This is a genomic window from Streptomyces sp. NPDC024698, assembly GCF_055559015.1.
The window spans coordinates 53,181-69,775 of sequence record NZ_JBVHLK010000009.1 but is presented as its reverse complement, the minus strand read 5'-3'; the positions used below and the strand labels follow the sequence as shown (position 1 = coordinate 69,775).

Annotated in this window: 12 protein-coding genes and 1 pseudogene; 8 read left to right on the top strand and 5 right to left on the bottom strand. The window is 69.6% G+C overall.

Annotated elements, in window-relative coordinates; all coding sequences use genetic code 11:
- The first annotated feature begins 314 nt into the window (after positions 1–314).
- The 4 genes from ACZ4AA_RS21715 (at position 315) to ACZ4AA_RS21700 (ending at position 4,706) form a co-directional block, all read left to right on the top strand.
- Positions 315–485: a hypothetical protein gene (locus tag ACZ4AA_RS21715; protein ID WP_467604626.1), complete on the top strand. Its 171-nt coding sequence runs from the start codon at positions 315–317 to the stop codon at positions 483–485.
- Between the two features lie 324 nt (positions 486–809).
- Complete coding sequence (locus ACZ4AA_RS21710; RefSeq protein WP_467604624.1) at positions 810–1,235, top strand: hypothetical protein; 426 nt, start codon at positions 810–812, stop codon at positions 1,233–1,235.
- Positions 1,236–1,986: 751 nt separating this feature from the next.
- A complete protein-coding gene (locus ACZ4AA_RS21705; RefSeq protein ID WP_467605236.1) occupies positions 1,987–2,781 on the top strand; it encodes an SDR family oxidoreductase in 795 nt (264 codons plus the stop codon).
- 158 nt (positions 2,782–2,939) lie between these two features.
- The gene (locus ACZ4AA_RS21700; protein WP_467604621.1) at positions 2,940–4,706 is read left to right on the top strand and encodes a cation:proton antiporter; all 1,767 of its coding nucleotides are present in this window, start codon (positions 2,940–2,942) and stop codon (positions 4,704–4,706) included.
- 110 nt (positions 4,707–4,816) lie between these two features.
- Here ACZ4AA_RS21700 and ACZ4AA_RS21695 read toward each other — a convergent pair whose 3' ends face one another.
- Genes ACZ4AA_RS21695 through ACZ4AA_RS21685 form a run of 3 tightly spaced genes read right to left on the bottom strand, consistent with a single transcriptional unit; the run spans position 4,817 to position 9,234 of the window.
- Entirely contained in the window at positions 4,817–6,397 is a 1,581-nt protein-coding gene (locus ACZ4AA_RS21695; protein ID WP_467604619.1) for a GMC oxidoreductase, read from the bottom strand.
- A gap of 54 nt (positions 6,398–6,451) precedes the next feature.
- The gene (locus ACZ4AA_RS21690) at positions 6,452–7,393 is read right to left on the bottom strand and encodes a cyclase family protein (RefSeq protein WP_467604616.1); all 942 of its coding nucleotides are present in this window, start codon (positions 7,391–7,393) and stop codon (positions 6,452–6,454) included.
- 20 nt (positions 7,394–7,413) lie between these two features.
- Positions 7,414–9,234: a glycoside hydrolase family 15 protein gene (locus ACZ4AA_RS21685; RefSeq protein ID WP_467604614.1), complete on the bottom strand. Its 1,821-nt coding sequence runs from the start codon at positions 9,232–9,234 to the stop codon at positions 7,414–7,416.
- A 208-nt stretch (positions 9,235–9,442) separates the two neighbouring features.
- Here ACZ4AA_RS21685 and ACZ4AA_RS21680 point away from each other — a divergent pair, with 208 nt between their 5' ends.
- The 3 genes and pseudogenes from ACZ4AA_RS21680 to ACZ4AA_RS21670 all read left to right on the top strand — a co-directional run bounded on the left by ACZ4AA_RS21680 (position 9,443) and on the right by ACZ4AA_RS21670 (position 12,544).
- The gene (locus ACZ4AA_RS21680) at positions 9,443–10,393 is read left to right on the top strand and encodes a DUF389 domain-containing protein (RefSeq protein WP_467604612.1); all 951 of its coding nucleotides are present in this window, start codon (positions 9,443–9,445) and stop codon (positions 10,391–10,393) included.
- Positions 10,394–10,568: 175 nt separating this feature from the next.
- Positions 10,569–11,898: pseudogene (locus ACZ4AA_RS21675) on the top strand (chloride channel protein); the annotation flags it as partial.
- The gene (locus ACZ4AA_RS21670; RefSeq protein WP_467605232.1) at positions 11,867–12,544 is read left to right on the top strand and encodes an alkyl sulfatase C-terminal domain-containing protein; all 678 of its coding nucleotides are present in this window, start codon (positions 11,867–11,869) and stop codon (positions 12,542–12,544) included. The pseudogene ACZ4AA_RS21675 and the gene ACZ4AA_RS21670, both read left to right, overlap by 32 nt.
- 292 nt (positions 12,545–12,836) lie before the next feature.
- On the opposite strand, the gene ACZ4AA_RS21665 is transcribed toward ACZ4AA_RS21670, so the two are convergent.
- Together ACZ4AA_RS21665 and ACZ4AA_RS21660 are read right to left on the bottom strand one after the other, a co-directional pair.
- Positions 12,837–14,030, bottom strand: coding sequence for a PP2C family protein-serine/threonine phosphatase (locus tag ACZ4AA_RS21665; RefSeq protein ID WP_467604608.1), 1,194 nt, complete (start codon positions 14,028–14,030; stop codon positions 12,837–12,839).
- Positions 14,027–15,619, bottom strand: coding sequence for a sensor histidine kinase (locus ACZ4AA_RS21660; RefSeq protein ID WP_467604604.1), 1,593 nt, complete (start codon positions 15,617–15,619; stop codon positions 14,027–14,029). Before ACZ4AA_RS21660 ends, ACZ4AA_RS21665 begins: the two co-directional genes overlap by 4 nt.
- A gap of 128 nt (positions 15,620–15,747) precedes the next feature.
- Here ACZ4AA_RS21660 and ACZ4AA_RS21655 point away from each other — a divergent pair, with 128 nt between their 5' ends.
- Positions 15,748–16,521 (top strand): response regulator, encoded by a 774-nt coding sequence (locus tag ACZ4AA_RS21655; protein ID WP_467604598.1) that lies wholly within the window; start codon positions 15,748–15,750, stop codon positions 16,519–16,521.
- Positions 16,522–16,595: the final 74 nt, after the last annotated feature.

Below are 16,595 nucleotides of genomic sequence, written 5' to 3'. Positions count from 1 at the left end.
TGGTCACCCCGCAGCCGGAGGACCAGGTGCGGCACCGGGCCCCTGCCCTGGAAAGCGCCCGCATCAGCTCGGCGGTCCCCCGGGGGGCATCCATGTCCCTTCGACGGCACCCGCCTCCCGTACACGGTTCATGGGCAGCCCGGACACATCGGTGGCCCGATCAGCCCTCGGTTCCTGCCAGGCACACTCCAGAACGGGGGCCCTGCTCTCCAGGCGGTGGCCAAGGACGGTGAGGGAGAGAGCTTGTCCTGAGCCAGGACGGCTACCGCGGCCCCTTCGACCCGGCCGAGGTCGATGAGGCACCGAGCCAGCTCGTGACTGCTCTCGCAGGCGTGAGGTCGCAGGACCGCGACAGCCTCCTCGGTGCGTCCGACGCCGGCCGGCAGCTTGGCACGGTGCGGCGCCGCGTACGACGTGCCGCCCTCGGGGTCGGCCCGGACCCGTTCGATCGCTTCGTCGACGCGGTCGCGGGCGGCCGGCAGTGAAGCCGGATCCCGAGGAGGTCTCACTTGCCGCGGCGCGCCTGCAAGGGATCGCGGTGGGCCGGGCCGTCCTCGGGCCGGACCTCTTCGGCGCACAGCGTCCACTGCACCGTCATGAGTAGAAGTACTCATGACGCCCCCCGAGTTGCAGGAAAGGATCAGGGAATGACGACGCCAAGGAAGATGAGGGCCCGACTCGGGATGCTGACGTTAGCGCTGCTGGTCCTGTCGGCGACAGGGTGCGGAACGCAGCGGGCAGGGGATGTCGCCGGCGGAGACCGGGGTGCGCATCCAACGCCGACCGGTACGGTTACGCCGAGCACACCAGTGGACTTCATCTGTCCAGGCGAGAGCGCCGAGCCGACGGAGTCCACGGCCGCCCCCGTCTCCACCGAGTCGCCGGCCGACCACTACGCCGAGAACCACGGCTTCAGGGTTCCCATCGCGCTCCACGGCCAGAACCGCTGCGCCGGACTGAGGGTCGTCGGACGCGTCAAGGATGCACTCGAACCGCTGCGCCGGCATGGCGACTTCACCCCGGACAGCGTCCGCGACGCGCTCACCGGTCTCGGCTACTCCGCCGACAAGGTGCGGGCGTACCAGAACGGGCCCACAGGGATCGGCTTCCTGATCGACATCGGCGTCTCTCCCTGGTGTGTGGAGGGCACGATGAGCAGTGGATCCACCGAGGCGGATGCTTTCGGCGGCTACCCCGACGGCAGTAACTGTGAACCCCCGAGCGGCGGCCACTGAGCAGAGCCCGCGATGCGGGTGCCCGTGTCGGCGTATGGGTGAGTGTGCTCAGGCACGCGCAGGTGAACGGACTCTGTCGCTGATCTTGTGACGGGTGCTGTGGTCAGGTTCTGAGCAAGATTCGGGTTCGGAGAAGGTCGAGTGCGGCTCGGCCGTGTCCCGCTCGCTTGATCGGCTTGACTCGGGTGACTTGGCCTTCGACTCGTCCTGAGCTCCAGGTAGATGAGTGGCCGGCGACAATGGCGTCTTGACCGTGGAGGAATCCGCGGGCGAACTGCTGCGATTGCGGCTGAGCGTACGGCCGCTGTTGATCAGGCGGAGGGTGAACACGTACGACGGCGCCTGGCAGACGCCGCCGTGGGCAGGACTCCGACGGCGTCAGCGACTCCAGCCCCGTCCCACCACACCTTCGCCCTACCCAGACCAGCGACGAGGGCGGGCGCGGCCTGTCCGTCTGCGCGGAACTCGCCCAGAACTGGGGCGTTCGCTCTCCCACTCGACGGCTGTGGTGTTCGCCTGGGCGGTCGGGCCATGTGGATCCAGCCACGGAGAAGGTCCGACGGGGCCGGTCAAGCCCTGGTTGGGCCGTTGGATGGGCATCTCCGCCCGGATGGAGGAGTGGGGTGGCTGGTGGCCCGCGCGCGGCTTCACGGCCCAGCAGTGTTGTCCCTTGGTGTCGAAGTTCGGCGGGCGACGGGAGACGGCAGTGGCCTCAGATGCGGACGTCAAGGGGCAGCTCGCGGCGCTGCCGTTGCTGCGGGGCCAGAAGGCCCTGGTGACCGGGGCGAACTCCGGCATCGGCCTGGCGACGGCCGTCGCGCTGGGCCGGGCGGGCGCCGACGTGGTCGTCAACTACGTCGTCGGGCAGGAGGCCGCCGAGGACGTGGTCCGCCAGATCCGGGGATTCGGCGTGCGGGCCTTCGCGCACGAGGCGGACGTGTCCGACGAGGGTCAGGTCGTCGGGATGTTCGCCCGGATGCTGGAGGAGTTCGGCACGATCGACATTCTGGTGGCCAACGCGGGTCTGCAACGGGACGCGGCGGTGACGGAGATGACCCTCGCGCAGTGGCACAAGGTCATCGACGTGAACCTCACCGGTCAGTTCCTGTGTGCCCGGGAGGCGGCCAAGGAGTTCCTGCGGCGCGGTGTCGTGCCGGAGGTCTCGCGTTCCGCCGGGAAGATCGTCTGCATGAGTTCCGTGCACCAGCTCATTCCGTGGTCCGGTCACGTGAACTACGCCGCGTCCAAGGGCGGTGTCCTGATGCTCATGCAGACGCTGGCCCAGGAACTGGGCCCGCACGGAATCCGCGTCAACGCGGTCGGCCCGGGCGCCATCAAGACCCCGATCAACCGCAGTGCCTGGGAGACACCCGAGGCAGAGCAGGATCTCCTGCGGCTGATCCCGTACCGCAGGGTCGGTGACCCCGAGGACATCGCCGACGCGGTGACGGTCCTGGCCTCCGACCTCATGGACTACGTGGTCGGCACGACCCTGTTCGTCGACGGCGGGATGACCCTCTTCCCCGGCTTCGCCACCGGAGGCTGACCACACCGTGGAAGACCACCTGACCCCTCCGGTGGCAATCCTCGGCGGCGGCTTCGCCGTGCGGGCCCTGCGCAGCGCCCCGGTCGCCGTGCCCCTGGTCGACCACTGTGCCCGTGGTCCGGCTCGTCGGGCAGGCCGACACGTCAGGAGGGGAAGCAGTGACATCGAGTGAGGTTCTGCTCGGCATCGGGGTGATCGTGGCCCTCGCCGTCGGTTGCCAGCTGGTGGCGAGCCTGCTGCGGGTCCCGGCGATCCTTCTCCTGCTGCCGGCCGGCTTCGCCGCCGGCGCGCTGACCGAGGACGTCAACCCCCAGAAGCTGCTGGGTCCCGCGTTCTCACCCCTGGTCTCGCTGGCCGTGGCGGTGATCCTCTACGACGCCGGACTCGGGCTGAACCTGCGACGCCTCAAGGGCCACACCCGCAAGGTCGTGGTCCGGCTGATCTGGCTCGGGGCGCTCATCACCTGGCTGGCGGCCGCCCTGCTCGCGATCCCCGTCGTCGGCATGTCCAGGGGCGCGGCCGTGATGCTGGGCGCCATTCTCGTCGTCAGCGGCCCGACCGTCGTCGGGCCGGTGCTCAACTACGTGCGGCCGACGGAAAGACTGCAACGCGTGCTTATCTGGGAGGGCTCTCTGATCGATCCGATCGGCGGCATCCTCGGGGCGTTCGTCTTCCACGGCGTCCTGGCCGGCCAACAGCACGGTCCCGGCAGCCAGCTCGGAAAGTTCAGCGCCAGCATCGCGGTCGGCTTGGCCGGCGGAGCCATCGGGGTGGCTCTCCTCTGGCTTCTGCTGCGTCACCTCACCCTCGACGAGGTCCTCTCCACGACGCTGCAACTTGCCTCAGTGGTCTTGGTGGCAGCGGTCTGCGACGCCTTCCGGGACGACACCGGACTCATCGCCGCCGTCGTCATGGGAATGGCCCTGGCCAACCTGCCCGGACTGGACATGCCCGCTCGCCGACCCTTCTTCGAGACGATGGTCTCGCTCATCATCGGTCTGCTGTTCATCTCGATCTCGGCCACCGTCACCCCGCAGTCCCTGCGCCACGTGGCCTTGCCGACCCTCGGCCTCGTCGCCGCCCTCGTGCTGGTGGTCAGACCCCTGGTGGCGCTGCTGTCCACCTTCCGCACCGATGTGCCGTTCCGGGAGCGGTGGTTCATCGGCTGGATGGCCCCACGCGGCATCGTCGCCGCTGCCACCGCCTCCACCTTCTCCGTGTCCCTCGTTCAGGCGGGCATCGGCGGCGCGCAGAAGATCCTCCCCGCCACCTTCGTGGTGATCGTCGCCACCGTCATGGTGTACGGCCTGACGGCGCTCCCTGTGGCCCGGTGGCTCGGCGTCCGCCGTTCGGCCCGGTCACGCCCGCTCCTGGTCGGCGGCGATCCCTGGGTGGTCCAGCTGGGGCTGGCCCTGCGCTCGGCGGGCCTGGACGTGCTGATGTGGGCGGGACTCGACCGCGAGCGCCGAAGCATCACGGACGCCGGCCTCGACCTGGCCCCGGGCCAGCTGCTCGCCGCCGCCAGTGGTGCCGGTGCCGAACTGGAGGGCATCACGGACGTGCTGCTGCTCACCGACGAGGACGACTTCAACGCTCTGGCGTTCATGACCCTCAAGGAGACGGTGGAAGGTCCCGTCCATCGCCTGGCACCGCCCACCCGCAGTCACGGGGTCGTCGCCCCCTACACGGGCAGCGAGGCATTGTTCGGGGAGGGACTCAACCGGCCCGCGCTGGCGCGCCGGTACGCGAACGGCGCGCGCATCGTCACCCACCGGGCCGACGGGGGCGTCCCGGCCGGACACGACGTGCTGTTCGTGGTGCGCCCGGACGGGCAGATCTTCGCGGCCACCGAGACCAGTGTGCCGACGGCCGGGGGCGGCGACATCGCCATCCTGCTGACGCCGACGGCAGATCCGCCGACGTAGGGATCCCGTTCACGGCATTTCGGCCGGATGCCCGCGGGTCACCCAGGTGCATCCGGCCGCTGTGCGTGCCGCGTGGGCCGCCAAGGTCGGTGCGGATCCAGGAATGTGGCTCAGCGGATCCGCTCGGTGATGTGGTCGCCGACACGCAGGGCGTTGGCGATGGCGGTGAGGGACGGGTTCACGGCGCCGATGCTCGGGAAGAAGCTGGTGTCCACGACGTAGAGGTTGTCCAGTTCGTGGGTCTTGCAGTTCACGTCGAGCGCGGAAGTCTGCGGGTCGGTGCCGAACCGGACCGTGCCGGCCTGGTGCGCCGTGGCACCGATCGGCATGCCCTTGTGCAGGTAGAGGCTGTGCGGCAGCAGGTGGTGCGGGTGCATGCCGAGTCTGCCGAGCATGCCCCGCAGCTTGTGCTGGAGCCGGTTCAGCCCTTCGATGTTGTTCTTCTCGTCCAGGGCGAGATGGATGTCGCCGTTGCCGTTCAGGGTGACGCGGTTGTCCGGCTGGGGGAGGTCCTCGCCGCACAGCCAGAAGTCCACGGCGTGGTGGGCGAGCACCTCGAAGGGCATGTCCGGTGAGGAGAGTCCGGCCCAGCGCGGTGCCTCGCCCTTGATCTGGTCGGTGTCCGACTTGCCCAGCATCTGGATGCCGCCGAGCGGGAACTCCCAGTCGTCCGCGCCCAGGTACCAGTCGTTCAGGGCGAGGGTCTTCTGGAACTGCGTGTCGTTCGGCTCCTTCGAAACCGCCATCAGGGCGAGGTTGTTGTGCCGCATGTAGTGGCGGCCGACCGTGTCGGAGCTGTTGGCCAGGCCGTTCGGGTGCCGATCGTTGGCCGAACGCAGCAGCAGCGCGGCGGAGTTCACCGCTCCACAGGCGACCACGACGATGTCGCCGTGAAAGCGTGTCTCGGAGCCGTCCTCCAGCTCGGCGACCACGCCGGTGACCGTGCGTCCTGCGTCGTCGGTCTCCAGCTTGCGGACGTTGGCGCCGGTGACCATTCGGACGTTGTCGTGCTCCAACGCGGGCTCGACGCAGATGACCTGGGCGTCGGCCTTGCCGCGGACGAGACAAGGGAATCCGTCGACCCGGTTGCAGCGGATGCACACACTGCCGTGGGTGGCGCCGCCTTGGTCGTCCTGGGTCAGGTTGACGCCGATGGGCAGGTGGAAGGGGTGCAGGCCGTGCTTCTCCAGGTCATCGCTGAGCTGCTGGATCCGCGGCTCGTGCTGGACGGGCGGATAGGCGTACTGGGCGCTGACCGGCCCCTCGCCCGGATCCTCGCCGTGGTGCCCGTGCACGAGATAGAGGTGCTCGGCCTGCGTGTAGTACGGCTCCAGATCCTCGTAACGGAGCGGCCAGGCCGGGGAGATGCCGCCGTGGTGGCGCAACTCGCCGAAGTCCTCGGGGCGCAGACGGAACAGCGCGGCGCCGTAGAACTTGGTGTTGCCGCCGACGTAGTAGTTGACCTCGGGCGGGAACTGCTCACCGTGTTTGTCGTACCAGAACTCGGGGGCTCGGTACTTGCCCTTGACGAAGACGGCGGTCGACTCCCAGTTGTCGCGCTCGCGGGGAAGGTAACCGCCGCGCTCCAGGATGAGGACGCGTTTGCCGGTGGGAGCGAGGCGGTGGGCGAGGGTGCCGCCGCCTGCTCCGGTGCCGATGATGATGACGTCGTAGTGCTGGTCGTCGGCCATGTCGGCCACCTCGGTGTCGTCGGGGCAAGGTCGCTGCCGGTTGGTGGATCGGGGTCAGAGGACCGCGATGGGGTTCACGGGGGAACCGGTGGCCTGGGGCAGGCGCAGGGGCGCGATGACGCACAGGAACGACCAGCGGCCCTCCTGCTCGCACAACGGCACCAGGTCCTCGAACTGGAGGTAGTCGAGGAGGTGGAGCCCGAGCGCGTGGACGCCCAGCACGTGGACGGGGAAGTCCACGCCGTCGGTGAGGCTCGGGGCGGTGTCGTTGTTGCCGTCGCCGCCGAGGGCGGCCACCCGGCGCTCGGCGAGGAACTCCATCGCGGTCGGGTGCAGTCCGGCGCGGGTGCGCGCGGCGTCCCAGGGTCCGGTCTCCGTCCGCCGGCGGCGATGGCCGACCCGGACGAACAGCAGGTCGCCCTCACCGGCCCGGACGTCCTGGTCCCGCTCGCAGGCCCGCAGGTCGTCGGCGGTGACGTGGTCGCCGGGTTCGAGCCAGGGGACACCCCGCAGCCGCGGGACGTCCAGCAGGACACCCCGGCCGACGATCCCGTCGCGGACCAGGTCGACGGACAGTGCCGTGGCGCCGTCCGGAGTGACGGTGGACGCCGGGACACCCCCGTGCAGGGTGCCGTCGTAGACCACATGACAGAGCGCGTCGAGATGGCTGTCGGCGTCGCCGTGCACGTTCATGCCGAAGTGATCGGTGGCGAAGTGCAGCCCGTGGGCATGCGCCTCGTCCTCGGGCGGCCCGGTCAGCCTGTGGCCGGCGGGGTGCGGGTTGTCGGGGGCGGTTCGGGTTTCGACGGGCGCCGCCATCGTCACCGTCCGGCCGAGGCGGACCTCGCGCGCCGCGGCGACAACGCGCTCCGGGGTGATGGTGGCCAGTGCGCCCCGGGCGTCGCCCGTCCCCAGGTGCGCAAGGCGCCCGTAGAGCTCCTTGAAATCGTCCTGGCTCTGGCGTGGTCGAGGATGCCGCTGGTGGTGTGTGGGCATGAACATCGCTCCTGGGGCGGTCAGCCACGCTGCTGGTCGAGGGCCTCGTCCAGAGTGCTCGCGGCCATGATGAGCGACAGGTGGGTGAACGCCTGCGGGAAGTTGCCGAGTTGCTCACCGCTGGGGCCGACCTCCTCGGCGAAGAGGCCGACGTGGTTGGCGTAGGTGTGCATCTTCTCGAACGTGTACCGGGCGGGCCGCAGCCGGCCGGCCCGGGCGAGTGCGTCGACGTAGAGGAAGGTGCAGAGGCTGAAGGTGCCCTCGGAGCCGCGCAGTCCGTCGGGCGAGGCGGCCGGGTCATACCGGTAGACGAGGCTGTCGGACACCAGGGTGCGGTCCATCGCGTCCAGGGTGGACAGCCAGGACGGATCCTGCGCGGCGACGAATCCGACCCGGGGCATCAGCAGCAGCGAGGCGTCCAGGACGGCGTCACCACCGTAGTGCTGGACGTACGCCTGAGCCTTCTCGCTCCAGCCCTGTTCCATGACCTGAAGCAGGATGGCGTCGCGGGCCTTCGTCCAGCGCTCGGTGTCGGCCGGCCGTCTGAACTCGGCAGCCAGCTGGAGGCCGCGGTCGAACGCGGCCCAGCACATGACCCGGCTGTAGGTGAAGTCCTGGCGGCCCCCGCGGGTCTCCCAGATGCCCTCGTCGGGACGGTCCCAGGAGTCGGCCAGCCAGTCCAGCGTCCGGGAAAGCACCTTCCAGCCGCGGTAGCCGGCCTGGCGGGCGATCGCGCGGCCCTCTGACAGCGCGTAGAGGGCCTCGCCGTAGATGTCGAGCTGCAGTTGGTCGGCGGCCGCGTTCCCCAGGCGTACGGGTGCGGACCCTCGGTACCCTTCCAGATGACCGAGGATCTCTTCACTCAAAATGGGTTGTCCGTCGACTCGGTACATGATCTGCAGGGGCTCACCGTCCTTGCCCGCGGACTCCCGCAGCCGGTCCCCCAGCCAGTGGGTGAAGTCGGTGGCCTCCTCGACGAAACCCAGGTCGAGCAGGGCACGTACGGACAGCGAACCGTCCCGGACCCAGGTGTAGCGGTAGTCCCAGTTCCGTTCGCCACCGACCTGTTCGGGCAGGCCCATGGTGGCCGCGGCGACGGGCGCGCCGGTGGGGGCGTAGGTGAGCAGTTTGAGGGTGATCGCGGAGCGGTTGACCATGTCCGGCCAGCGGCCGCGGTAGTTGGAGCCGTGCACCCACCGCTGCCAGAACTCGGCGGCATCCCACAGCCCTTGGGTGATCCCGTCGACGGTGGGAGGCGGCGGGGCCTGTCCGTCGGCGTCGCAGACGGTCAGGACGGCTGCCGCCGTCTCACCGACGTTCAGCGTCACGGACCCGCGCAGATCGTCGCCGTCGCGTTCGACCGGGAAGGTGCTCTGGAGGTACGCGCAGATGCCCGGCGCCCGGAAGACCGCGCCCTCGGGGCGCACGTCGAGGTCGTGCGTGGCCCGGCCGTAGTCGAAGCGCGGGCGGCACTCCATGTCGAAGCGCACGGTGCCGCGCACCGTGCGCACAGCTCGGATCAAGGTATGCCGGTCGGTCGGGGCGCGGCTGGTGTTCGGCGGCATCCAGTCGATCACCTCGCCCACGCCGTCGGGGGACATGAAGCGGGTGACGAGGACGGCGGTGTCCGGGTAGTACAACTGCTTGCAACTGGCCTCCGGATCCGCCGAGGCGATCCGGAAGTAGCCTCCGCGGTCATGGTCGAGCAGCGCGGCGAAGATGCTGGGAGAGTCGAAGCGGGGCGCTGCGAACCAGTCGACGACGCCCCGCGAGGTCACCAGCGCGGCGGTCTGCAAGTCGCCGATCAGGCCGTGTTCGGCGATGGGCGCATAGCGGTCCATGATGTCCCCAGGTCAGAGCGGTCCTTTGGATTCACTATCGGCCAGGAGCACGGGACGCGCCTGTTGTGGACGGCCGGCCGTTCTCCCATCGGCGAGCGCGGACGGTCGGCAACCCGCGCGCGGCGTTGCCGTGGAGGACCGGTCCGTGTGAGGGATCCTGCACAGGCCGGCAGCGCGCCGTGGCACCGGAGCTCGTGGAGGTTCAGGATTGGACTTGATCCATGTCCGCGCGGTGAGCCCGCCGGACCTCACCGACCAGGTCGTCGATTTCCTTTCCGGCGACCCCTCGGTCCTGAATCTGATCGTGCAACGCGGCGCGGCGCGCACCCCGGACGGCGACGCCATCGTCTGCGACGTGCTGACCGGTGCCGCGAACGACGTCCTGCGCTCCCTGCGCGCCCTGCGCCTGGACAGCCGGGGCTCCATCGTCATCGAGCCGGTGGACATGGCCTTCGTCGGTGGAGGCGCTGCGGCTGCCCAGGAGCTCGGGACACTTACCCACGCGCCCGTCTGGGATCAGGTCGAGGCACGGATCAGGGCCCAGGGGACGTACGCGCCGAGCTTCTACCTGTACCTCGTCATCGCCGGTCTCCTCGGTGCGGTCGGAATCGTCACCAACTCGCAGATCCTGATCGTCGCGGCCATGGTGGTCGGTCCCGAGTACGGGGCGATCGTCAGCATCGCGCTCGGCTTCGACCGGCACAAAGGGCCACGGATCCGCCAGGGGCTGCGCGCCCTGCTGCTGGGCTTTCTGCTGGCCATCGTCACGACTTTCCTCTTCGCTCTACTGATCCGCGTGTGTGACTTCGAGTCAAAAGCCTTCAGCCTGGGCGTGAGGCCTGTCTCCGAACTGATCGATACACCCGGCTTCTTCTCGTTCGCCGTCGCCGGCCTGGCCGGAATCGTGGGCATCGTCTCGCTCACCGAGGCGAAGACAAGTGCACTGCTCGGCGTGTTCATCTCCGTCACGACCATTCCGGCGGCTGCCGACATCGCGGTCTCCGCCGCCTTCGGCAGCGGGAGCGAGGCCTGGGGCTCGTTCGTGCAGTTGGTGGTCAACATCCTCGTGCTGATCGTGGTCGGTACTGTCACGCTCCGCTGCCAGCGGGCGGTCTGGCGACGGGTCGCCCTTCGCCGCGCACACACGAGCAAGCCGTGACGTCCACCGCCGCATCCCCCACGAGATGGACTGGGCCGTCGGAACGACATCAGGTGAATCGCCGGGCGGCCACGGCAGGACGTACTCGCTACGCCGTGGTGCGGTGGTAGGAACAGCGTGAGGCCCTACCGACCGATGTGACGGGACGGCTTCCGACGCTGAGGAGACGATGAGTATGTCGGCCACCCCCGTCGGGTCGCCTGCCGCGACACCGCCCGATCCGTTCGCCTTGGTCCGCACCCGCAAGTACGCGGTCCTGCTCATCATGACGGCCCTTCTCGGCATCCCGATCTCCGCGGTGGCCTTCGGGTTCCTCGCGCTCGTCTCCGAACTTCAATCGCTGACCTACACCGACCTGCCCCGCGGCCTGGGCTTCGACGGAACGCCCTCGTGGTGGCCGATCCCGCTGCTCGCCGCGGCCGGACTGCTGGTGGCGCTGAGCATCCGCTATCTGCCGGGGGAGGGGGGACACAAGCCGGCCGAGGGCCTGGTCGCCAAGGGAGCGCCGACCGCGGCCGAACTTCCCGGGATCGCACTCGCCGCGGTGGCGTCGTTGGGCGCAGGCGTGGTGCTCGGGCCCGAGGCGCCGCTCATCGCGCTCGGCGGCGGCCGGCGGTGTACGCCGCCAGGTCGGTGAAGCGTGACATCCAGCCGAACGCGAGCGCAGTGCTGGGGCCGCGGGGAGTTTCGCGGCCGTCAGTACGTTGCTCGGCTCACCTCTGCTCGGTGCGTTCCTCCTCATGGAGGCGGCGGGCCTCGGAGGCGTGATGATGGGCGTCGTCCTGGTGCCGGGCCTGCTGGCTGCCGGTATCGGCGCACTCATCTTCACCGGACTCGGGTCGTGGACCGGTCTGGGTACGTACTCCCTGGTGCTTCATCAAGTGCCGCATGCCGACCGCCCGGACATCGCTGGGTTTGGTTGGGCGCTTGCGGTCGGGGTGGCCGCTGCCCTTCTCGGGACGGCCATCCGCCGGGCGGCACTGTTCCTGCAGCCACGGGTCGAGCGGCGGCGGGTGGCGGCCACCGCGTCGGCCGGTGCCCTTGTGGGAGTGGCCGCGCTGGTGAATGCCGAAGGAACGGGGAAGGCAGCGTCCGACGTGATGTACTCGGGGCAGAGCGCACTCGGCCCTCTGCTGGCCGGTCAGGCCGGATACACGGCGGCCGCCCTGGTTGTCCTTGTGGTTTGCAAGGCGATCGCCTACAGCCTGTCTCTCAGCAGCTTCCGTGGTGGCCCGGTCTTTCCGTCGATGTTCGTAGGAGCGGCCGTCGGGCTGGCCGTGAGCCACCTCCCGGGGCTGGACGTGACATCCGGCTTTGCAATGGGCGTCGGTGCCATGTGCGTGGCGATGCTGAGACTGCCGATGACCGCGGTCCTGCTGGCCACTCTGCTCCTGGGGACGCAGGGCCTGACCGTCATGCCCCTCGTGATCGTCGCGGTCGTGGTCTCCTACGTCCTGTCGCAGCGCCTGACCCCTGCACCCCCTGCCGCCGGCCGAGAACGCCCAGCGCTACGTCGAGGCCATCGGCGGTACCGAAAGGGTCGTCGAGCTGGCCCGCGAAGCCTTCGAGGCGGGCGACTACCGCTGGGTCGTGGAGCTCGCCGGGCAGGCCGTGTTCGCCGAACCCGGCAACCACATCGCCCGCGGAATCCAGGCCGACGCCTACGAGCAGCTCGGCTACCAGTCCGAAGGCCCGCAGTGGCGCAACCTCTACCTCACCGCGGCGCAGGAACTGCGCAACGGCGTCCCCACCACCGGCGTCCAGAGCACCGGCAGCATCGAGACGGTCATGGCGATGCCGCTCGACCTGTTCCTCGACTTCATCGCGGTGCGCCTGAACGGACCGAAGGCGGCCGACACCGCCCTGACCGTCAACCTCGACCTCACCGACGGCGACCAACCCGGCCCGCACAGCCTTCGGCTCGCCAACGGCGTCCTGCACCACCGCCCCCGCCACACCGACAACGCGGACCTGACTCTGCGCCTGGGCAAGGCGCAGCTCGCCGGCGCCCTGCTCAAGCCGGGAGCCCTCGCGGCCGCCGTCGAAGCCGGCCAGATCACAGCGGACGGCGACCTCGCCGTCTTCGCGACCCTGACCGGCCTGCTCGACGACTTCTCGCCCTACTTCGCCCTCACCAACTCCAACGTCTGACCGAGCGGGCCACCGCGCGTGTCGAGCGTCCGAGCCCGCAGCCGTGCGCGGCCAGGGAGGGCGGCCCCGGACATTTCGCGCCGGCGCGCGTGAACTCGTCGGGCTGACGGTGGCGGTGCATGCCGTGCCGGCGCATCCCTGGTGCCGGGTGCGTCCGGCACCGCGGCATCAGGGTGTGCCGCGGCGGCCCCCTTCCCCGGTAACCCCGGGAGCGCTTCCCGATGCGCAACCCGTCTGGAGTCCGACGCCCCGGTGGCGCCACCCCTGGCGCCGGCGAAGGCCGGTGAGGAAGTCATCGGTTGTCCCAGTCGAGGCGAAGTACGGCGAGGTCGTCGGTGTGACGCCCGGCGTTCAACGCCTGGGTCTGGTCGATGAGGCGGTCGACATGGGCGGCCGGGTCTGCCGGTGGCAGGTCGCGGATCAGATCGAGGAGTCCCTCCACGCCGAGCCGCTCGGCGTTCGCGCCGTTGTGCCCCTCGGTGAGACCGTCGGTGTAGAGGGTCAGCGCGCCGACGGCCGGGAGCGGGACCACCGTGGCGGGCCAGGTCCCGGGGATGGGGGCGATCCCCAGGGCCGTTCCATGCGCTGCCACCAGCTCCCGGGTGCCTCCGGTGGTGGTGAGGAGGGGCTCGTGGTGACCGGCCAGGTAGAGGGTGGCGGTGGCCGCGCTCTGGTCGAAGGTGAGGAGGGTGCAGGTGGCGAACAGGAGTTGAGGGCCACGTTCGGCGATCAGGATGCGTTCCATGAGGCGCAGGAGGTCGGGACCGTGATGCCCGCCGAGGACGAGGGAGCGCCAGGAGATGCGGAGACAGACGCCGAGTGCGGCGGCGTCCGAGCCGTGTCCGCTGACGTCGCCGACCACGGCGTGCAGGAGCCCGTCGTCGCTCTCCACGACGTCGAGGAAGTCCCCTCCGAGCAGAGCCTTCTCGGCGCCGGGCAGATAGCGGGTCGTGACCGTGACCGCGGAGGTGCCGATGATGGGCTGAGGCAGCAGGCCCCGTTGCAGACGGCTGTTCTCCTCGGCGTGCAGGCGGGCCTTCTGCGCCTCGGCCGAGGTGCGTTCGGTCTGGCTGCGGTAGACGGCGTAGCGGACGGTCCGGTGCAGCAGGTCGGCTTCGACCTTGCCCTTGACGAGGTAGTCCTGGGCGCCGGCGGCCATCGCCTCGGCCCCCGCCTGCGTCTCGGACAGGCCGGTGAAGACGATCACGGCGGTGTGCGGGGCCAGTTCGCGGACGACGGCGATGGTCTCGGTCCCCGACATGTCGGGGAGGTGGAGGTCGAGGAGGATGCAGTCGATCGCGCGGGGGTCGAGTTCCGTGCGGGCTTCGGCGAGGGTGGTCCTCGTGGTGAGCTCGTAACGCAGCCCCGTGTCCTTAAGGAGTTCCTCGACCAGCAGGGCATCCGCCGGATCGTCCTCGATGAGCAGGATGCGGTACGCCGGTTCCGGCGAGGGTCTGCCAGGGGTGTCGGTGGCGATCGCGGTCATGGCGCGGGCACGGTCTCGGTGCGGGTCGCCTGCGGCATGGTGGAGGGGCCCATGGCTTTGGGGGGTTCGCCGGCGAGGGTGAAGCTGATGCGGGCGCCGTCTCGGAAGTCGGGGTCGATGAAGATGGTGCCGCCGTGGAATTCGACGATCTTCTTGCACATGGCCAGGCCGATGCCGCTGCCCTTGTACGCGTCCTTGGTGTGGAGCCGCTGGAAGATCACGAAGACCTTCTCGGCGTATTCGGGGGCGATGCCGATGCCGTTGTCGGTGACCGTGAACCGCCAGAGCGCGTCTTCCCGTACAGCAGAGATGTGGATCTCGGGAGCGTGGTCCGGGCGGTGGAACTTGATGGCGTTCCCGATCAGGTTCTGCCAGAGCATCCCCATCTGGGTGGGGTCGGCGACCAGAGGCGGCAGCGGGTCGTGAGTGATCGCGGCACCCGTCTCCTCGATGCTCACGCTGAGGGAGGACAGGGTTCGTTCCAGCACCGCATCGAGGGCGACGCTCTGGAGCTCGTGATGCACGCGGCCGACGCGGGAGAAGTCGAGGAGGTCGTTGATGAGGGTCTGCATACGGTTCGCGCCATCGACCGCGTAGTCGATGTACTGGTCGGCCCGGGCGTCCAACTGGCCACCGTAGCGGCGTTGCAGGAGCTGCGTGAAGCTGGAGACCTTGCGGAGCGGTTCCTGGAGGTCGTGGGAGGCCACGTAGGCGAACTGCTCCAGTTCGGCGTTGGAACGTTGTAGGTCGGCGGCCTGAGCATCTAGGCGCAGGCGTGCCTCCTCGGTGAACGCCAGCTCGCGCACGAGGCGGCGGCGCATGAAGTCGATCTCACCGCTCAGCAGGCGCAGGTCCGCCGGCCCGACGAGAGCGATCGGGTGGTCGAAGTCGCCGTCGGCGACGGAGCGGGCGTCCGCGCCGAGCCGGGCCAGGGGTCCGGTGATGCCGCGCCGCAGTCCCTCGAAGATCAGCACCGTGAGCGTGGCGATGACGATCGCGATCGCGGTGAACAGCCAGTTCCGAAGCACCATCGTGGCGTTGAGCTCGTCCACCGCCCGCGCCCGCTCGGTCCGCAGCCGCTCCTGCTGACCGCTCAGGGCTCTGCGGAGCGCGTCGAAGTCCTTCTTGCCCGCCGCGGCCCGTTCGGCAGTCAGCGGAGAGGGCGTTCCGGCGGGTGCGGCGGCGATCGGACGGGCGATCGCCTTCTGCCAGACATCCGCGGTGTTCCGCACGGTCCTCAGGTCCTTCAGGGCGGCCGCGTCACCGTGGAGCAACTCCGTCAGGCGGGTCGTGTAGGTTGCCTCGTCGGTGAGTCCCTGCCGGTAGGGAGCGAGGAAGTCGGGGACGCCGGTGAGGCCGTATCCGCGAATTCCGGTCTCCTGGTTCAGCAGCGCCGACTCCAGACGAAACGATGTGCTCAAGGCGGGAGACTTCACGTTCACCAGGTTGTCGCTGATCGACTCCGTCTGCTGAAGAACCCACGCTCCCGAAACTGCGAGGAGGGCCAGGACCGTCAGCGCGACGGCCGCCCCGACGCGCAGCCACCGCCGGGTCGTCCAGGTGGATGTCTCCCGTGCGCGCGTTGTCATGTTCCCGCTCATGCCGTGTACCCCTCTACTGTGCTGGCCGCCTGCGACATCCGGGGCAGCGGCCACTCTAAAGGGTGTTCGACAACAACGGTTGTCGCGGGGTTGGTTCGAGACCTAAGGTGCTGCATATGCCTGGCAAGAATTTCGTTTTGCGAACCACTCCCGAGGAGACGGCCGTTGTCGCGGACGCGGCCGTCGGTCAGCTCGCGAGGCGCCTTGCCGTACAGCTGCTCGAAGAAGTGCCGTCCGCGACGGAGGGGGACTCGGCGCGGGCGCTGGCCCTGCTCTACCTGCTGGACCAGCTCCAGCAGGCGGCCGAGCGCCTCCAGCGGGGCGCCGCTGCGACCGCCGCCCGTGCGGGTGCCGGATACCCGCAGATCGGTGCTGCATGCGGCATGAGCCGCCAGGGTGCCCGCCGTCGCTGGCCCGGGCTCTTCAACCACACCGACGAAGCACCCATGGAGCATCCGATGATGACCACCCCCGCTCGGCCCTTCGACGTCCTTCTCGTCGAGGACGACATGGCCGACGCCCTGCTCATCGAGGAAGCCCTCTCCGAGCGCGGGGCCCGCAACCTGGTCCAGGTCACCGACGGAGTCGCCGCACTCGAGCACCTGCGCGCGCCTGCCACCGTGCGCCCCGACCTGATCGTCCTGGACCTGAACATGCCCCGGATGAACGGACGCGACCTCCTTCGCATCCTCAAGAAGGACGAAAGCCTCCAGACCATCCCCGTCGTCGTGCTCACCACGTCCACGGCGCCCGACGACGTCGCCGACGCCTACAGCAGCCACGCGAACGCCTACGTGACCAAGCCGGTCAACCTGGAGGAGTTCGAGCAGGCCGTCCAGAGCATCGACGCCTTCTACCTCGACACCGCCACCCGCCCGCCGCGCACCTGACGGCCGATGCCCGCAGCCCGCTGACCGGGCCCACCGAGCAAGTCTGTGGCGAAGCAGACTTTGACGACTACTCC

What these genes read in the sequence shown, in the direction of transcription:
- ACZ4AA_RS21685 (WP_467604614.1), bottom strand. Translation starts at nt 9,234, where the DNA reads ATGGACCGCTATGCGCCCATCGCCGAACACGGCCTGATCGGCGACTTG.
- ACZ4AA_RS21660 (WP_467604604.1), bottom strand. Translation starts at nt 15,619, where the DNA reads ATGACAACGCGCGCACGGGAGACATCCACCTGGACGACCCGGCGGTGG.
- ACZ4AA_RS21695 (WP_467604619.1), bottom strand. Translation starts at nt 6,397, where the DNA reads ATGGCCGACGACCAGCACTACGACGTCATCATCATCGGCACCGGAGCA.
- ACZ4AA_RS21655 (WP_467604598.1), top strand. Translation starts at nt 15,748, where the DNA reads ATGCCTGGCAAGAATTTCGTTTTGCGAACCACTCCCGAGGAGACGGCC.
- ACZ4AA_RS21665 (WP_467604608.1), bottom strand. Translation starts at nt 14,030, where the DNA reads ATGACCGCGATCGCCACCGACACCCCTGGCAGACCCTCGCCGGAACCG.
- ACZ4AA_RS21690 (WP_467604616.1), bottom strand. Translation starts at nt 7,393, where the DNA reads ATGCCCACACACCACCAGCGGCATCCTCGACCACGCCAGAGCCAGGAC.